The 16,930-nt window shown below is 67.8% G+C and carries 15 protein-coding genes; 2 read left to right on the top strand and 13 right to left on the bottom strand.

Annotated elements, in window-relative coordinates:
• Window positions 1-21 precede the first annotated feature (21 nt).
• From QP609_RS02325 to QP609_RS02270, 12 genes are all read right to left on the bottom strand, one after another.
• Complete coding sequence (locus QP609_RS02325; RefSeq protein ID WP_014645782.1) at window positions 22-792, bottom strand: LytTR family DNA-binding domain-containing protein; 771 nt, start codon at window positions 790-792, stop codon at window positions 22-24.
• Complete coding sequence (locus QP609_RS02320) at window positions 782-2,041, bottom strand: histidine kinase (RefSeq protein ID WP_164166971.1); 1,260 nt, start codon at window positions 2,039-2,041, stop codon at window positions 782-784. The genes QP609_RS02325 and QP609_RS02320 overlap by 11 nt, the downstream gene beginning before the upstream one ends.
• A gap of 174 nt (window positions 2,042-2,215) precedes the next feature.
• The gene (locus QP609_RS02315) at window positions 2,216-3,865 is read right to left on the bottom strand and encodes a M28 family metallopeptidase (protein ID WP_197621158.1); all 1,650 of its coding nucleotides are present in this window, start codon (window positions 3,863-3,865) and stop codon (window positions 2,216-2,218) included.
• A gap of 243 nt (window positions 3,866-4,108) precedes the next feature.
• On the bottom strand, window positions 4,109-5,758 hold the full coding sequence (locus QP609_RS02310) for a CsgG/HfaB family protein (RefSeq protein ID WP_041863036.1): 1,650 nt from the start codon (window positions 5,756-5,758) through the stop codon (window positions 4,109-4,111).
• 16 nt (window positions 5,759-5,774) lie between these two features.
• Complete coding sequence (locus QP609_RS02305) at window positions 5,775-6,461, bottom strand: hypothetical protein (protein ID WP_049408541.1); 687 nt, start codon at window positions 6,459-6,461, stop codon at window positions 5,775-5,777.
• A 98-nt stretch (window positions 6,462-6,559) separates the two neighbouring features.
• On the bottom strand, window positions 6,560-7,660 hold the full coding sequence (locus QP609_RS02300) for a hypothetical protein (protein WP_014645777.1): 1,101 nt from the start codon (window positions 7,658-7,660) through the stop codon (window positions 6,560-6,562).
• Window positions 7,651-8,847 carry a hypothetical protein gene (locus QP609_RS02295; RefSeq protein ID WP_111205906.1) on the bottom strand — a complete coding sequence of 399 codons (1,197 nt, stop codon included), beginning with the start codon at window positions 8,845-8,847 and terminating at the stop codon, window positions 7,651-7,653. The genes QP609_RS02300 and QP609_RS02295 overlap by 10 nt, the downstream gene beginning before the upstream one ends.
• A gap of 106 nt (window positions 8,848-8,953) precedes the next feature.
• On the bottom strand, window positions 8,954-10,216 hold the full coding sequence (locus QP609_RS02290) for a sigma-70 family RNA polymerase sigma factor (RefSeq protein ID WP_197621157.1): 1,263 nt from the start codon (window positions 10,214-10,216) through the stop codon (window positions 8,954-8,956).
• 45 nt (window positions 10,217-10,261) lie between these two features.
• Entirely contained in the window at window positions 10,262-10,618 is a 357-nt protein-coding gene (locus QP609_RS02285; RefSeq protein WP_197621156.1) for a DUF1428 domain-containing protein, read from the bottom strand.
• Between the two features lie 23 nt (window positions 10,619-10,641).
• Window positions 10,642-11,052: a VOC family protein gene (locus QP609_RS02280; RefSeq protein ID WP_197621155.1), complete on the bottom strand. Its 411-nt coding sequence runs from the start codon at window positions 11,050-11,052 to the stop codon at window positions 10,642-10,644.
• A 36-nt stretch (window positions 11,053-11,088) separates the two neighbouring features.
• Complete coding sequence (locus QP609_RS02275; protein WP_014645772.1) at window positions 11,089-11,511, bottom strand: VOC family protein; 423 nt, start codon at window positions 11,509-11,511, stop codon at window positions 11,089-11,091.
• 67 nt (window positions 11,512-11,578) lie between these two features.
• A complete protein-coding gene (locus QP609_RS02270; RefSeq protein WP_197621154.1) occupies window positions 11,579-11,992 on the bottom strand; it encodes a YciI family protein in 414 nt (137 codons plus the stop codon).
• 711 nt (window positions 11,993-12,703) lie between these two features.
• Between QP609_RS02270 and QP609_RS02265 the strand changes: the two genes are divergently transcribed.
• A complete protein-coding gene (locus tag QP609_RS02265; RefSeq protein WP_012479004.1) occupies window positions 12,704-13,111 on the top strand; it encodes a YciI family protein in 408 nt (135 codons plus the stop codon).
• Here the strand turns inward: QP609_RS02265 and QP609_RS02260 are convergent.
• Entirely contained in the window at window positions 13,089-15,170 is a 2,082-nt protein-coding gene (locus tag QP609_RS02260) for an NHL repeat-containing protein (protein ID WP_041863031.1), read from the bottom strand. The genes QP609_RS02265 and QP609_RS02260 overlap by 23 nt on opposite strands.
• Before the next feature lie 165 nt (window positions 15,171-15,335).
• Between QP609_RS02260 and QP609_RS02255 the strand changes: the two genes are divergently transcribed.
• Window positions 15,336-16,856, top strand: a complete 1,521-nt coding sequence (locus QP609_RS02255) for a hypothetical protein (RefSeq protein ID WP_289213854.1) — start codon at window positions 15,336-15,338, stop codon at window positions 16,854-16,856.
• Window positions 16,857-16,930: the final 74 nt, after the last annotated feature.

The following is a 16,930-nucleotide window of genomic DNA, read 5'->3' as shown; positions in this document are numbered from 1 at the left end:
GCGGCGGAGACTGCGGCGCGGCTACATGCCGCGGAACAGGCTCATGAACGGTTGGCTGACCACCAGCGTCTCCGTGCGCCCGCGCAGGCGCAGCACGCCGCGCCCGGTGTCGTCGCGGCTCACCGCTGCCACCGCCTTCATGTTGACGATGGTGGAGCGGTGGATCTGGCGGAAGTGCTGCGGGTCGAGCACTTCAAGCAGTTCACGTAACGGTGTGCGCAGCAGGCTTTCGCCGGCAGCGGTGACCACGGTGGTGTACTTGTTGTCGGCGCGGAAGTAGGCCACATCTTCCAGCATGATCAGCTGCGTCTCGCGGCCGTTGCTGGCGGTGATCCAGGCCAGTGGCGGGCGCTCCGCTGCGCCCTGCGACGGGCCCAGCCGCTGCAGCAGGCGCTCCAGCACGGCATCGTCCTGTCGCGTTGATGGCAGCCGCGACAGGATGCGCTCGCGGGTGGCCAGCAGGCGCTCGTCGCTGACCGGCTTCAACAGGTAGTCCATCGCGCCCTGCTCGAACGCATCGATGGCGTACTGGTCGTAGGCGGTGACGAACACTACCTGGGTGCGCGGGCTCAGCTCGGACAGCGAGCGCGCGACCTCGATGCCGCTGATGCCGGGCATGCGGATGTCGAGAAAAGCGATATCCGGCTGCGTCTCGGCCAGCTGCTCCAGTGCACTGGCACCGTCCTCGCACTCGGCCACCAGCTTCAGCTCCGGCCACAACCGGCCCAGCTGCTCCACCAGTGACTGCCGCAGCAGTTCTTCGTCTTCGGCGATCAGGGCTTCAAGCGGCATGGCTGCGCTCCTTGGGCGACTGCGGCAGGGTCATGGTCGCGGCCACGCCGCTGGGGAAGTTGGCAACGATCGCCACGCCGGCCTGCTCGCCGCAGGTCAGGCGCAGGCGCTCGCGCAGGTTCTTCAGGCCGATGCCGGTACCGCTGGTGCCCTGGCCGAAGCCCAGCCCATCGTCGGCCACGGTCACGGTCACGTGGTCATCGAAGCCGCGCGCCAGTATCCAGATCGTGCCACCGCCGGGCTTGGGTTCCAGGCCGTGCTTGATCGCGTTCTCCACCAGCGTCTGCAGTGCCATCGCCGGCAGGTGCACGCCGTGCAGTTCGTTCGGTACCTGCATTTCCACCGCCAGGCGTGCGCCCATGCGGATGCGCAGGATTTCCAGGTACGCGCGGGTGCGGTCCAGCTCCACGCCCAGCGTGGATACCGATTCGTCCACCTGCGGCAACGAGCTGCGCAGGTATTGAATGAGGTGGCCGAGCATCTGTTCGGCACGCGCCGGATCGGTGCGGGTCAGTACCTGCGCGTTGGCCAGCGTGTTGTAGAGGAAGTGCGGTTCCACCTGCGCATGCAACAGGTTCAAGCGTGCCACCGACAGTTCCTTTTCCACCTGGGTCTGTTCGGCCGCAGCCTGTTCGTCGCGGCGCTGGTCGGCGACGCGGCGGCTGATCGCACGGGTGACTGCTTCGGCGTTCTCGAAGTTGCTGCCTTCGTCGAGCGCCAGCAGGTCGGCCCACCAGCCGGCATCGGGTTCGAACAGCAGGGTCACGGTGCTGGTGCCCTGCCCCGGCGTGACCGTGGCCAGCACGCTGTTGCGCTTGATGGCCAGCCGCGCCGGCAGGTTCCAGCGCGAGGGCTGGCGGCCGTTCCAGAGGTCGACCCGGCGCACATAGGCGCGCACCTGCAGGCTGCCGGCCGAGCTTTCCACGTCTTCGACGCGCGGTAGTTCGGAAATCGCCGCCTCCACCACCGAGAAGGCGTGGCCCGCGTCCATCGGCAGTTCGATCTGGCGGCGCTGGCGGCCGGACAGGGTGGTGGCATCCAGGCGACCGGCCACCAGCCAGACCCGGCGGATGTGGGTGATGGCACTGCCCAGCGCGGAAATGATCAGGAACATCGCCAGCAGCCCGAAGATCCAGCCCGGGCCATCGTTCATGCCACTGAAGATGCCGCTCCAGACCATGCCGGCGACAACCAGCGCGGCAGCCCAGGCCAGCAGGTGGCGGATCAGGAGAGAGAGGCTGGCGAACACGGCGGCGCCTTGAGGAAGGGGGTGAGCCGAGCATAGGGCGGCCCGCCGGGCAAGCAAGCAGGCTGCGACGAAGGCCGGGAAAGTTGGGATGGAAGCCGTTATGGAAACGCCGGGCACGGCCCGGCGTTTCCGGGGGCGGCAATGCCGGCCAGCGGCCGGCACTACCGGACGCCGTTATTTGCGCTGGTCGGCGCTGGCGTCACGCACGGCGCGGAACGCCTCGTCCTTGCTCCAGTTCGGCCAATCGCGGGAATTGGCCAGCTGGTTGCCCAGCGTGTACAGCACTTCCAGGTCGCGCGCGGCACCGGCAAACACCCAGTCCGGCTGCCACTCGTCGCCCTGCTGGTGATAGCGCTTGGCGGTGTAGTCCTCGGAGGCCTTCCTGCCTGCGGCCACGCCACCGTCCACCCAGTCCTGGCCGGCCGACCAGGACAGCGCCGGCACGCCACGCTTGGCGAACGGGAAGTGGTCGGAGCGGAAGAACAGGCCCGCTTCCGGCTTCGGGTCCGGCGTGTAGCGGATATCCCAGCCCTTGGCCACGTCCTTCAGCTGGTCCAGCAGCTCGAAGCGCGCGGCACCGTAGATACCGAAGTCACGCGACGGGCCGAACGGCGCCATGCCGTCCATGTTGATCACGGCCACGGTCTTTTCCAGCGGATACAGCGGATGGGTGGCGTAGTACTCAGAACCCAGCAGGCCCTTTTCCTCGGCGGTGACCGCCAGGAACAGCAGCGAGCGCTGCGGGCGCTTCTCCTTGGCGAAGCCACGGGCCAGCTCGACCAGCGAGGCGGTGCCGCTGGCGTTGTCCAGCGCGCCGTTGAAGATGCGGTCACCGCGCGCGTCCGGCTCGCCCACGCCGATGTGGTCCCAGTGCGCGCTGTAGATGATGGTCTCGTCCGGATGGCGGCTGCCTTCCAGGCGCGCGGCCACGTTGTGAGAGGTGATCACTTCGGTCTTCACCGCGTACTTCGCGTCCAGGCTGGCGCCGGTCAGCGGCACCGGGGTGAAGTCGCGCTGCTGCGCCTTCTTCTTCAGTGCCTCGAAATCCTGCCCGGCCGAGCGGAACAGCTCCACGGCAAGGTCGCGCTGGATCCAGCCTTCCAGCAGCGGGTGGCTTTCTGCCGGGTTGTCACGCACCACGTCGAACATGGTGTTGGTGTTGGAGCCGGCCACGGTGGCCCAGCCATACGACGCCGGTGCGGTCTCGTGCACGATCAGCACGCCCTGCGCACCCTGACGGGCGCCTTCCTCGTACTTGTAGGTCCAACGGCCGTAATAGGTCATGCCCTTGCCGTCGAAATCACCCTGGCCGGTTTCGAAGTCCGGGTCGTTGATCAGCACCACGGCGATCTTGCCCTTCAGGTCCACGCCCTTGAAGTCGTCCCAGTTGCGCTCCGGTGCCTTCACGCCGTAGCCGAGAAACACCAGCGGGGCCTTGCTGATGTCGACGCTGCTGGCGCCGTTCATGGCGGCGCGCACGGCGATCTGCTTGCCCTGCTCCAGCGGCAGGGTCTTGCCGCCCTGGTGCAGCGCCAGCTGCGGTGCGCCGACGATGTCGCCCTTGCGCAGCGGCACGGCCTGGGTCCACAGGCGCTTGCCGTCCTTGAGGTCGCCGCCCGGCTGCAGGCCGGCGTCGGCAAACTGCTTGCTGAGGTAGGCGATGGTCTTTTCTTCGCCGGCGGTGGCCGGCGAGCGGCCTTCGTAGGCGTCGGAGGCCAGTTCCTTGACGTCGGCGGAGATCCGCGCGCCATCGAATTTCGGGGTGGCCGCCATCAGTGCGCTCGACACCGACAGGGCCAGTACGCCCAGTACCACTCGTTTCATTGCTCTCTCCAGCAGGGAAATCCTTCTGGAGTGTAATGGGATTCGCCAGGGCTGCGCCCTGCACCTGCCGAAACAACGGCAACAGCCGAAGCAACAGCAAAAGCTGGTTTCCTGAGGGTAGGCGGGGTCCCACTGCTGTTGGTGGGTGTCGACCTTGGTCGACACGCACGGAAACACGAAGGGGTCAGATCCTTTTCCCGCCGGAAAAGGGCTCTGACCCCATCGGTGTGTTGCTTGGGCGTGTTACCAGTTCGGGTCTTCGGCCGGGGCAGCAGCGGGCTTGGGCTTCGGCTTGGCCGCCGGGCGTGCGGCGGCGGCGGGAGCGGCCGAGGCAGTCGCACCTGCGGCGGCGGCCGGCTTGCTGCCCAGCTTCTGGCGCAGTTCGATCTGGCCCGGGCGGAAACCGCCGCGCATCGCGTCGACGCCGTCTTCGATGGTGCCGTACGAGGTCTGTGCGGCCACGCGGTCGATGCGGATGGTGCAGCACGGGTGTTCACTGCGGCCCAGTGAGCGGCCGGTCTGCGGGTCCTTCAGTTCCTCGCCCAGGCGCACGGCCTGCCAGCGCTGGCCGGCCTGCAGGGTTTCGCCACCCTGGCTCAGCACCACCTGGTCACCGTCCACAGAAACCACCGACACCGGGAACAGCGTGGTGACGATGGTGGTACCGATCTGGCCCGACAGCGATTCCATCATCGCCGCGGCCATGTTGCGGCCGTTGACCACGCGGGGCAGGGTGCTCGGGCCGGTCGAGGCCAGCTGGTGGTCGAAGCTGTCGGACATCACCACCTGGCCGGTGGTGGCGTTGATCAGGCGCAGGGTGATGCGGCCGCCACCGGAGTACGAGGTCACCTGGCGGTCGGACATGCGCAGGTTGCGCACGCTGCGCGGGTACTCGAAGCGTTCGATGGTCGGGATCAGGATCAGGTCGGTCGCCAGCTGCTGCCCAACGCGTGCGGTGTCCTGCAGGCGCACGTTGCCGCTGTTGATATGGTCGATCTCGGCCTGCAGTTCGTCGCCGAACTCGCGATCCAGCACGATGAAGCGCTGGGTCTGGGTCAGCGTGTCGGACAGGCGCGCGCGGATCGCGTCGGCCACTTCATCGGCACTCACGCGGCCATCGCCCACGGCATAGCTGCCGGCCTTGGTGCGCGGCAGCGCGACCACGATCTTCGGCTTGCCCTGCTCGTCCGGTGCACGGTACTGGGCAATCTGTGCACGCACGCGCACCTTCCAGTAGCTGCGCATGCTGCGGTGGGTCACGTCCGAATCGAACGAGCTTGCGCCACGCTTGGCATCGACGCTGACCTTCTCGTCGTAGCTCTCCTTGACGCTGGCCGAGGCTCCGCCGCCCTTGGCCGTGGCCTCGCCGGACGCGCTGGCAGAGGCCGAACCCTTGAAGCTCCAGCCTTCGTCGCTGGCGCGCACGCGCGCGATGGTTTCTTCATCCAGCTGCCGCACTTCGTCCTGCGACAGGATTTCATAGCCCAGCACCGCGCCCTGCGAGCCGGCGATCATCTGCTGGGTGAACGCGTCGGCGCGGATATCGCCGACGTGTTCGTCATCCACATCCACATGCAGGCCTGCACGCAGGCTCTGCATCTGGCTGGCCACGCGTACGCCGTTGACCTGCGCCACCGCCGACTGCAACGCCGCCAGCACCGCCAGTTCCGGGGTGCTGCCGATGCCGTCGGCCTCGCGCGCGACCTGGGTGGTGCCGCCGAAATCCGGCGTGCCACGCAGGGGCGCTGCTTCCACTGGCGCATTGCTGGCCAGTGCACTGGTTGCCTTGTCCTTGGCAGGTGCGGGCGCTTCGGCCGGGGTGTCCTGCTTGCCACAGGCTGCAAGCAGCGCGGCAGCCAGGCCCAGGCCGATCAAACGGGAGGTCGTACGCATGGGGATTCGCCTCGGATCAGTTCATCTTGTCCAGCTGGCCCAGCATCGAGTCGGCGTTGGACGGCACCTTGACCTTGCTCTTCTTGGCGAAGGTCACAGCCGACTTGGTCGAACCGTACAGGCCCTGGATGAAGCCCGGCGATTCCTTGGCCACCCATGCACCAGCGGCCAGCTTGCGGCCGACGGTAGCCATCTGGGTGGCGCCCAGGTTCTTCATGCCGGCGGTGAAGTTGCTGGCTTCGCCACCCAGCTTCTGCGCTTCGGCAGCCGAGGACAGCAGCGAGACCAGGCCTTCGGCGTAGTGCTGCTTGGATTCAGCGTTCAGCTCCGGCTGCGCGGCCTGGCGCTCGTCGATCGCGGCCTGGGCGGCTTCGCTGACCGACACCGACTTCTTCATCGCATCGACGCTGACCGAACCCGACGACAGCGCCTGGCGCTCGGCTTCCAGCAGCTGCACCTGCTCGGCCAGGCCGAAGGCACGGGCGAACGAGGTCTGGGCCTGCAGCGAGTGCGACTGCGAGCTGACGAAACGACGCACCAGCGCTTCCTGCGCGGCTTCGTCCGGGGCAGCAGCGCTGGAGGTGCTGCTGGAGGAGCCGGTGGAGCCACCGGCCAGGTCCTTCAGCTTGCCCAGGCCGGCATGGGCCGGCATCGACAGGGTGGCGGCCGCGATGGCCAGGGCAAGAGCGGTATTGCGGATCATGTGAGAGTCCTTTGGAAGAAACGGCCGCGTGCGGCACGTGGGGAATCGGTAACCCAGGGGCGATGCCGAGCGAGCTCGGCACCCAACGGGGCGGCGGATCAGCGGACCGCCTTGACGTTCAGTTCGTTGATCATCTGCTGGGCGGCCTTTTCGGCAGCCAGCTGCAGGGCATTGGTACGGGCCACGGTTTCATTCGGGCCGGTGCCGGAGAACTGCACCGGGCCGACCGACGACACGGTGCGCGGGAAACGACCGGTCACGTCCAGCACCTTGCCGGTGACAGTGACGAACACGCGGGTGTTGCCGCTGGCCGGATCGCGGTCACGCATGCCGACGTCGAGGGTGCCGACGGCGATGTACGGGATGTTGGCCGCACGGATGCCATTGGCGGTGTCGCGCAGGGTGGCCGGGGCCAGGTCGTTGCCGGTGCTGAAGTCCTTGCGGATGCGCTCGATGCTGAGCAGGCCGCGCGACTCGCCTTCCACGTACTCGGCTTCAACCACCTCGTAGCCGGCGGCGCTGAAGGCACCGGTCATCGCGGTGTTGACTTCGGCGGCGTTGGCCACCTTCCAGGTGATGTTGTCGGCGCGCGCGGTGGTGCTGCCGCCGCTGGTGACCGACACCGAACCGTTCTGGTTGATGCTGCCGTTGGTGCTGACCGAATTGCCGCGGAAGCTGTCGCCTTCACGGGTGTTCTCGCTGTAGCTGCTGCTGGCGTCGACGCGGCGGTATTCCTTGTCCTGGAACGACTGCACGGTGTCCTGCGAGCGCGCCATGAACAGGAAGGTCAGCAGCGAGCGCTGCGCAGCGGTGGCGCCGGCCACGGCCGAACCCGCATCCAGCTTGGTCTGCAGCAGGGTGGTGTTGATCTCGGCGCGGACGGTGACGCTGTAGGTCTTGGCCTTCTTGTCTTCGGTGTCCGACAGCTGTACGGCGCTGAGCACGTAGCGGTCGATCTCGCCGATGAACTCGGCGCGGCGCGCCTCGAACAGGCGCAGCTTGGCCGCACCGGTTTCGGCGATGTACGCCTCCAGGGCATTGACCTTGGCCTTGTTCAGGGCCTGGGCACGGGTATCGGCGCTCAGGCGCAGGCCGTAGCTGGCCGAGCCGGTTCCGCGCGAACTCGCGGTCTGCGCAGCGACCGGCGAGGCCACCGCCAGCGCGATGAGGATGAGCAGGATGGTACGCATCAACGACATGACTTGATCAACTCCTGGAGGGCTTGGGTCTGCTGCTGCAACGGGCGGCCGCCCGGCTTCTGTTCGTCCAGCCAGGCGCGCGAATCGGCACGCTTGGCGGCGGCGCCGGCGAAGGCGTCGAAGCCGGCCAGCAGGGTTTCGTAGCTGGCCGACCACTGGTCGACCTGCCACTGCGTGACCGGCACCACCTTGGTGGCCCCCTTGCGCAGCGGCTGTTCGAAATAGACCTTGCCCGAGAACGGCTCGCTCACCTTGGCGGTGAAGAAGGCGCCGAACAGCATCGTCTTCATCGCCGGGGTTTCCTCGATCACGCCGTTCTTCAGTGCATCGACCTGCAGCTGGATGACGTAGTCGGGTTCGGGAATCTTCAGCTGGTAGACCTTGCCGTCGGCAAAGCGGGCGGCCATCGCACCGCCGATCGCCTGGCCCGAGGCCGGCGGCAGCAGGCCAACGCCAGTGTTGGACGACAGCGTCTTGGACAGTTCGTGCGCAAGCGTGGCACGCAGCGGTGCTTCCCACTTCGGATCGGGCAGCTTGGCGCGTGCCGCGTCGGACAGGGTCACCCCGCCCACCTGCAGGCGACGCACGGCGGCATCGGGCAACCGGGCCTGCGCCAGGCTGGCCGCCAGTACCTGCGACAGGCTGGTATCGGCACCGCCGTACAGCAGATCGGCGACGATCGCGTCGATATCGTCGTTGTCCGGACGGTAGTCCTGCACGTCGATGCGCTGCAGGGTGAGCGGATAGGAGGCGATCACCTGGCGCTCGCGGAAGTCGAAGAACAACGCCTGCAGCGCCACTTCCACCAGCACCTTGTACTGGTCGCCGATCGGTTCGACCGAGACCAGCTCGCGATCCAGCGCAGCGGCCAGCACGGTGGCACTGGTGGTGCCGTCGAGCATCGCCACCGGCTGGTCGATCAGCTCCAGGTGGGCCGGTGCGCGGCGCTTGAGCGACTGTGCCAGCGTCTGGTTCAGCGGGACCAGCCCACGCCGTTCCAGCACCGCGTGCGCATGCGGGGTGGTCGCCTGCACGGCGGCGGCGTCAGCGGTATAGGCAAAACCGGCCCAATAGGCCTGCTGTGATTTGTCCGCAGCCTGCACGGCCATCGGCCATACGGCCAGGCACAGGGCACAGGCAAGCAGGCGCGCAAAAGCGCGCGATGCGCTCTTCGTCCTTGAATACATCCAACCGCTCCTCGGTCAATACGCACGGATCGCGGACGCTGATGCGTCCGCTGGGCGCGAAACATAGCCGCTCAGGCGGCCGGCGACAAGTGCTGCCTTTGTCGGCTCAGTCCGTGGAGGGCAGGCCCGCCCGTTGCCGCAGCAGTCCGCGCTCGGCCTGGTTCTGGCTGAGCCGAGCGGCCTGGCCAAAAGCGTCACGCGCATCCTGCTCACGCCCCAGTGCCTGCAGCAGCTCGCCGCGCACCACCTGCAGCGGCGCATAGTCGCGCAGGCGCGCGTCGACCAGCAGGGGCTGCAGCTGCGCCCACGCGGCGAACGGGCCTTCGCTGCGCAGGATCGCCACCACCCGGTTCAATGCCACCACCGGCGAAGGTTGCACCTGCAGCAGCTGTGCATAGAGCGCGGCGATACGCGGCCAGTCGGTCGCGTCGGCGCGCCGCGCAGCCGCATGGCAGGCCGCGATGCGCGCCTGCAGCACATACGGATCCTGGTCGCCACCGATGGCCAACGCGCGCGCCAGCACCTGCTGCCCGCGGTCGATCTGCAGCCAGTCCCAGCGCGCGCGGTTCTGCTGGTCCAGCAGCACCGGCGCGCCCTGCGCGTCCACCCGTGCCGCTGCGCGCGAAGCCTGCAGTTCCATCAGCGCCAGCAGGCCCAGTACCGGCGGCACCGGCAACCGATGCGCCAGGATGCGGGCCAGCCGCAGCGCTTCCTCGCACAGCGCCGGGCGCATCCAGTCATCACCGGCGCTGGCCGCATAGCCTTCGTTGAACACCAGATAGATCGCCTCCAGCACCGAGGCCAGGCGCTCCGGCATCGCCTCCGCGCGCGGCACTTCATAGGGCACCTGCTTCTGCGCCAGGGTGCGCTTGGCGCGCACGATGCGCTGGGCGATGGTCGGCTCCGGCTGCAGGAACGCACGCGCGATCTCGATGGTGGTCAGGCCACCGAGCAGGCGCAGGGTGAGTGCCACCCGCGCATCGGCAGGCAGCACGGGATGGCAGGCCACGAACATCAGCCGCAGCAGGTCATCGCCCAGGTCGTCCTCCAGTGCCTGGCTGTCATCCGGCGCCGGCAGTGCCGCCGGATGCAGTTCCTCGCCCCACTGCGCATGCTGCTGCGTCACCCGCTGGTGCTGGCGCAGCACATCGATGGCACGGTTGCGCGCGGTGGTCATCAGCCAGGCTCCGGGGTTGTCCGGGATACCCTGCTCCGGCCAACGCTCCAGCGCGGCCAGCCAGGTGTCCTGGGCCAGCTCCTCGGCACGGCCGACATCGCCACCGAGCAGCCGCGCCAGGCGCGCAATCAGCGCTGGCGACTCCATCCGCCAGAGGGTTTCCAGACGCTGCGTCAGTGCGGGCTCGAGCATGCGCCGATCACAGCACGCACGCCCGGCCCGCACAAGCGCCGCAGCTCACGCTTCAACAATCGGCTTGAAACCGCCCCAGAACATGCGCCGGGTATCGAACGGCATGTCCTTCAGGCCCAGCGACGCCAGCCGCGGATCGGCCATCACCTTTGCGTTGATGCGGTCGCGTGCCGCGCGCGAGCGGAACACCACGAAGGCGACGATCACCGTCTCGCCCGGTTTCGCCTTGACGGCGCGCGGGAACGAGGTGCTCTTGCCCGGTTCCACATCGTCGGCCACGCATTCCATGTACTGCAGCGCGCCATGGTCCTTCCACACCGCGCCGGCCTTGCGGGCAAGGCGGCGGTAGGCCGCCACCTTGTCCTGCGGGCACGGCAGCACGTAAGCGTCCACGTAAGCCATGCGGGTTCTCCCTGCGGCGGCCGTCAGCCCGGCTCGCCGTCCATGTGTGCGATTTCCCAGAGATGGCCGTCCAGGTCCTGGAAGCCACGCTGGTACATGAAACCGTAGTCGCGCGCGGGCTGCGGTTCACTGGCGCCGGCCGCCAGAGCCTTGTCCACCATCACGTCCACCGCCTTGCGGCTGTCCGCCGACAGGCAGGTGATCACCTCGGTCTGGCTGCGTGCGTCGGCGATCGGCTTGGTGGTGAACTGCTTGAAGAACGGCTGGGTCAGCAGCATCACGAAGATGCTCTCGCTGATCACCATGCAGGCGGCATCGCCATTGGTGAAGGTCGGGTTGAAGCTGTAGCCCAGCGCTGCGAAAAAGGTCTTGGACGCGTTCAGATCCTGCACGGGCAGGTTGACGAAGATCATCTGCGGTTGCGGTGCACTCATCGGTGAAGCTCCTTGTGGATGAAAGAAAGAGAGGAATCAGGGCTGCTTCATGCAGTTGACCATCCACGGCTTGCCATAGCGGTCGACCAGCATGCCCCAGCGGTGCGCCCAGAACGTTTCGGCGATCGGCATCTGCACCTGGCCCCCCTCGGCCAGCGCGGCAAACACGCGTTCGGCTTCTTCGATGCTGTCGACATCAACATTGATGGTGGTCGAGCCACCCTCGCCGCCGCCGGGGCCGTCGGCCGCCATCACGATGGCGTTGCCGATCTCCAGCTGGCTGTGGGCGACGTGGTCCAGGGTTTCCGGCGGCATCTCGTTGCAGCCCGGCGAGCCATCGGAGGGCGGCATGTCGCGGTATTTCATTTCCGAAGTGACCTGGCCACCGAGTGCCTTGGCGTAGAACGCCATCGCCTCGTGGGCCTGGCCGCTGAAGCCGAGGAAGGGAATCAGTCTCATGGCAATACTCCGTGATGTGGTTCAGGGCGGTAGCGCCGGGTCGTGCCCGGCGTGGAGATGAATCGGGTCAACCTTCCAGCTGTGCACGCAGACGCTGTTCCTGCTGCTGTAATTCGGGAGTGAAGGCTTCACCGAAGTCTTCAGCGGAGATCAAGGGACGCAGTTCGAGCGTGCCGCCACTGCCGAACGGCGCGCGGCTGGCCCATTCAACCGCTTCGTCCAGCGACCGCACCTCCCACAGCCAGAAGCCGGCGATCTGTTCACTGGCAGGACCGAACGGACCGGCCTCGACCTGGGGTGTCCCGCCGCCGAAGTGAATGCGACGGCCGCGCTGGGTGGCGTGCAGGCCTTCACCGGCCAGCATGATGCCGGCGGCCACCAGTTGTTCGTTGAAGGCGCCCATTTCGGACAGTTCCTGTTCGCTGGGCATGCGGCCGGCTTCGGAGTCGGCGTTGGCCTTCACGATCACCATCACTTTCATTGCGGTCTCCCGTGGGGACGCGTGGTGCGTGCCCTTCATTGGGTACAACGAACCAGGGGGCTGGGAATCGACACGTCCTCTGAAAATTATTTCTTCCGTGGAAAGCGCGCCTTCGGCGGAGGTCGGCGAACGGCGGAGCCCCTCCGTGGTGGGTTTGGGTTGGTCGCTGAAAGCTGGTTTTCTGGGAGTGGGCCGGGCGGGTGGGGTTGGCGGGGACGCCGTGAACCCATCCGTGGGGGCTTAGCCGCGGCATCCATGCCGCGGATACCCCGCCAACCCCACCCGCCCGGCCCCAGACAGATCTCTGCGGCTGCCCCACCACGGGAAAATCAAGAGAAAAGGCAAAAGCAACAGCAAAAGCAACAGCAACGGCGGTTGGCTGGCGGGCTCAGCTTTGCGAGCGAAGCGACCCGCTTTTGCTCTTGTTTGTGATTTTCCGGGGTGGACGCCGCAGGAAACTGTCCAGGGCCGGGTGGGTAGGCGGGGCGGGGGTGTCCGCGGCATGGATGCCGCGGCCAAGCCCCCATGGATGGGTTTACGGCGTCCCCCGACCCGCCTACCCACCCGGCCAAGCCCAAGCATCACGTTGTAGCGCCACCACGGAGGGGCTCCGCCGTTCGCCGTCCCCGCCGAAGGCGCGCTTCTGCGCTGCAACATGCCCACGCGCCATCCTGCGCCATCATGGGCACCCGCCCCCGCCAGGACCGTCCCATGCAGCAGTACCTGCTTCTGATCTATATCGAGCCTGCCCTGCTGCAGGCCCTGCCCATCGAAGAATTCAACGCGCTGATGCGCGACTGCCTGGCCCACGCCGACAAGCTGCAGGCCGAAGGCACGCTGCTGGCCGCGCAGAAACTGCAGCCGGTCGACACTGCACAGACCCTGCGCGTGCGTGATGGCAACAGCCGTGTTCTCGATGGCCCGTTCGCCGAAACCCGCGAACTGCTGGCCGGCTTCAACCTGATCGTCGCCCGCGACCGCGACGAAGCCATGCGCATCGCCCGCGACTTCCCGTGGGCGCGCTTCGGCAGCATCGAAGTGCGGCCGCTGGAAGACATGGACGCCGAGCGCGAACGTTGCGGCGCCCCGGCTGCGGCTATGGCAGCAGCCGTACCCTGATCTCGCGCGGGCCGACGCCTTCGTTGCCGCTGTAGTCGCGCACGCTGGCGCGCACGATGTACTCGCCCGGCGGCAGCGCCGCCGGCTGCCAGCGCCCGGTTTCCATCAGGCCGTCGCGCACGGTGTTGGTGGCCAGGTAGCGGAAACGGGTGACCGCGCTGCCATGCACGGTGATGCCGCTGTCCGGTGCGTAGGCCACGCGCACAGCTTCCTTCTGCGGCGGCATGCGGTTGAACACGATGTTCCAGCGCGGCTGCTCGTAACCCTGCAGCGGCTGCCCAGCGGCATCGAGGATCTGGTAACCGACCTGGTACATGCCCAGGCGGCGGCGCGGCAGGTTGTTGTCGACCTGGTCCCAGGCCTCGACCACGATCTGCACGCCGCGGCCCTGGCGCGCCACCATCACCACGCCATCGCTGCCGGCGGCCATCGGCTGGTCGTTGTCGTCCAGCAGGGCCACATCGGTGATGCGCGGCGCGAAGTGGTCGGCGTAGCCCTGGAAGCCCAGCGCCACCGCGTTGGTCTCGAAGCCGCCGGTACCCACCGCCAGGTGCACGTGCGCCTGGTTGTTGATGCTGCCCAGGCGGTCACCGACGTGGATGCGCATGCCGCGGCGCACGCGCATCCGCTCCAGCCTGCCCTGCTCGTCGTACAGCGCCTGCCAGCGCGCATCGTAGGGTTCGTCGCGCGGGGTGCGGCCGACCCGCATGTGGATGTACTTGAGGCGATCCACGACCAGGCCCTCGGCCTGCTCACCCAGGTTCCAGGCGGCCACCGGGCTGCTGATCTTGCCTTCGGCGATCGCCAGCACGGTCTGGCCCACATCACCGCGCACGTCGAAGCCGCCATGCAGGTGGTGGCGGCTCTCACCGGTGAAGTTGCCGCGCACCTCGCCCAGGGTGCCGACCACTTCGTGCCAGCCGTCCTGCGGTGCCAGCGGCCAACGGCCCCCGGTCTTCGGCAGCGCGGCATCGGCAGCCGGCCCGACCAGTGCCGGTGCCGGCAGGTCGCCCACCGGCAGCGGGCGCAGGCGATGCAGGCGGTAGCTGGCGGCGTCGGCCACCAGCACGCTGCCATCGGCATCCAGCGCCAATCCGCTGGGGCGGGCCAGGCGCGGCAGGCGGCCATTGCCGACCAGCGCGATCTGATGGCCCTGCGGCGTCACCTGCACGATGCGGCCATCGAGATCACCCACGTACAGCACGCCGTCATGGGTGGTGGCCAACGACAGCGGCCCATTGATCACGCCACCGGCGGCGACCACGGTGCTGACCGTACCATCGGCACCCACCCGGCGCACGGCGTTGTTGAACAGGTCGGCCACCAGCAACGCGCCCTGCGCGTCGAAGGCCAGCGCCACCGGCGTATCGAAGCGCGCAGCAGCGCCCACGCCATCGGCAAGGCCCGGCCGATCACCACCGGCCAGGGTGCGCACGCTGCCATCCGTACCGATCACCCGGATGCGATCGTTGAACGTATCGGCCACGTAAACCTGGCCCTGCGCATCCACGGCGATGCCCATCGGCGCATCGAAGCGGGCCTGCGCGGCAGGGCCGTCGGCGTGGCCCTGTTCGCCACCGGCCAGCGTGGTCACCTGGCCATCGGTGCTGATGCGGCGGATCGCATGGTTGCCGGTGTCGGCCACATACAGGTTGCCCTGCGCGTCGGCGGCAATGCCCGAAGGCGTGTTGAAACTGGCCTGCAGTGCAGGGCCATCGACACGTCCCTCGCCCTGCCCGGCCACCGTTTCAACGCGGCCATCGGGAAGGCGGCGACGGATCCGGTTGTTGTCGCCGGCATCGGTGAAATAGACGCTGCCATCGGCACTGCGCAGCAACGCGTACGGATCGGCGAAGCGTGCCTGCGCGGACGCGCCATCACGGTCACCCGGGTGGCCATCGCCGGCCAGCGGTTCGATCTGCGCGGTCCACGCCAACGGCGTCGGAGCCGGACCCGCCGGTTCAGCCAGCGTATGCAGCGGTGTCTCCCACCAGGTCGCAGCCAATGCCACTACCGTCGCCAACGCTACGCCTGCCGCCATCCATTGCCACCGTGCCATCGTGCTGCGCTGCCTGCCTGCTGTCTGAAGAGGCACCGACAATAGACGCTGCGCGTGCGATCCGCCACGGCCGATTGTGCGGCTGAACGCCAGAATTCGCTTCGTCGTGCTTGTCCTCGCTGGCTGCAGCAGGTTCAATGCGGTTCCCACGGATGGAGATTCTCCATGCCCCGCGTTCTCCCGCTCACCGCCCTGCTGCTGGCCGCATTGGCCAGCACATCCGCCACTGCTTCGATCACGGTGGCGCCGCAGAAGCCGTCAATCACCGCCGATGCGATGCATCAGGCCTATGCCACGCGCTGGGATGAGGCCATCCAGCAGTCACGCAGTGGCAACACGCTGGGCGCGCTGATCAGCATGGAACGGCTGATGGAGGATCCCCTGCTGGACGACTTCGATGCCGAGCATCGTGGCCGCGCCTCGCAGGTCGCTGGCTGGACCGCACTGATGCAGAAGAAGCCGGCCCTGGCCCGCCGCTACCTGCAGCGGGCGCAGGAGGCCCTGCCGGAGGATGCACAGATCCTGCTTACCCAGGTGTCGGTGGAACTGTCGGACAACCAGCCGGCCGCAGCCACCACCTTCCTGGTGAAGGCACTGCAGCATGCCGACGCGCCGCTGCCGGTCGATCACCACGCCATCAACTACCTGCAGTACCGCCTGCGTGACCAGCCGATGAAGCGCATGGACCTGCTGCAGGCGCTGTTTGACAACGGCTGGAAAAGTGCCGGCCTGGAACCCACCGGGCTGTGGCTGACGCTGGCCACGCTGCAGGCCGACAATGGCCGTGGCGACGGCATTCCAGCCACGCTGGCCCGCATCGACAGCCCGGCCGAGATCATCCGCCTGCGCAGCGACAAGCGCTTCGACCGTTATGTCGATCGCGGCGATGCGCGTTTCGATCCGGTGCAGGCGGCGCAGCGCCACCTCGATGAACTGCGCGTCTCCGGCCTGCTCGACCGTGCACTGGACGCGCGCATGGCCGAGTTCAGCACCACCCTGCTCATGCTGGACCGCAACGAGGAAGTGCTGTCGTTGACCGAGGGCATGGCCGGTGCCGCGAGCAACGGCGAATCACCTGCCGCCGCCGAAGCGGAATGGGTGGCCTGGCTGCTCAACAGCCGGCTCACCGCACTGCGCCGGCTGGGCCGCACCGATGAGGCACTGGCCACGGCGCAACAGGCCCAACGCATCGGCGCACTCGGCCCGGATGGTGTCGAGCACCAGATGAATGTCGGCTTCGTCTTCAGTTCGCTGGGGCGCATGCAGGACGCTGCGCAGGCAGTGAATGACATGCCGGGCCTCGCCGGCTACGGCAAGGCCGCGCAGGCGCTGCTGCAGTTCGCCGCCGCCCGCGAGCGTGGTGATGCCAAAGCGCGCGAAGCGGCGCGCACGGTGATCCTGGCCCAGCGCGAGGATGCCCGCCTGTTCCATCGCGAAATGCTGCTGGAGGAAGGCAACCTGGACGGTGCCGCCGCCGTGCTGATCGAACAGCTGCGCTCGCCCATCGAACGCGGTGAAACCCTGGCCAGCCTGCAGGACATGCGCACCTATCCGTCATTGCCGGGCGATGTGCGCATCGATGCCGCGTGGCGTGCACTCAAGCAGCGTGCCGACGTGCAGGCCGAGGTCGCCCGCGTCGGCCGCATTGAACGCTACGACCTGGTCAGCAGCTCCACCTCGCGCTGAGCAGCTTTTGTGTAGAGCCGAGCCGATGCTCGGCTGCAATTGGCGCAGCCGAGCATCGGCTCTGCTCTACAACG

The sequence above is a fragment of the Stenotrophomonas sp. 8(2023) genome, assembly GCF_030345295.1.
GTDB lineage: Bacteria > Pseudomonadota > Gammaproteobacteria > Xanthomonadales > Xanthomonadaceae > Stenotrophomonas > Stenotrophomonas muris.
The sequence above is the reverse complement of the archived record's forward strand: the minus strand, read 5'-3'. Positions and strand labels throughout refer to the sequence as shown.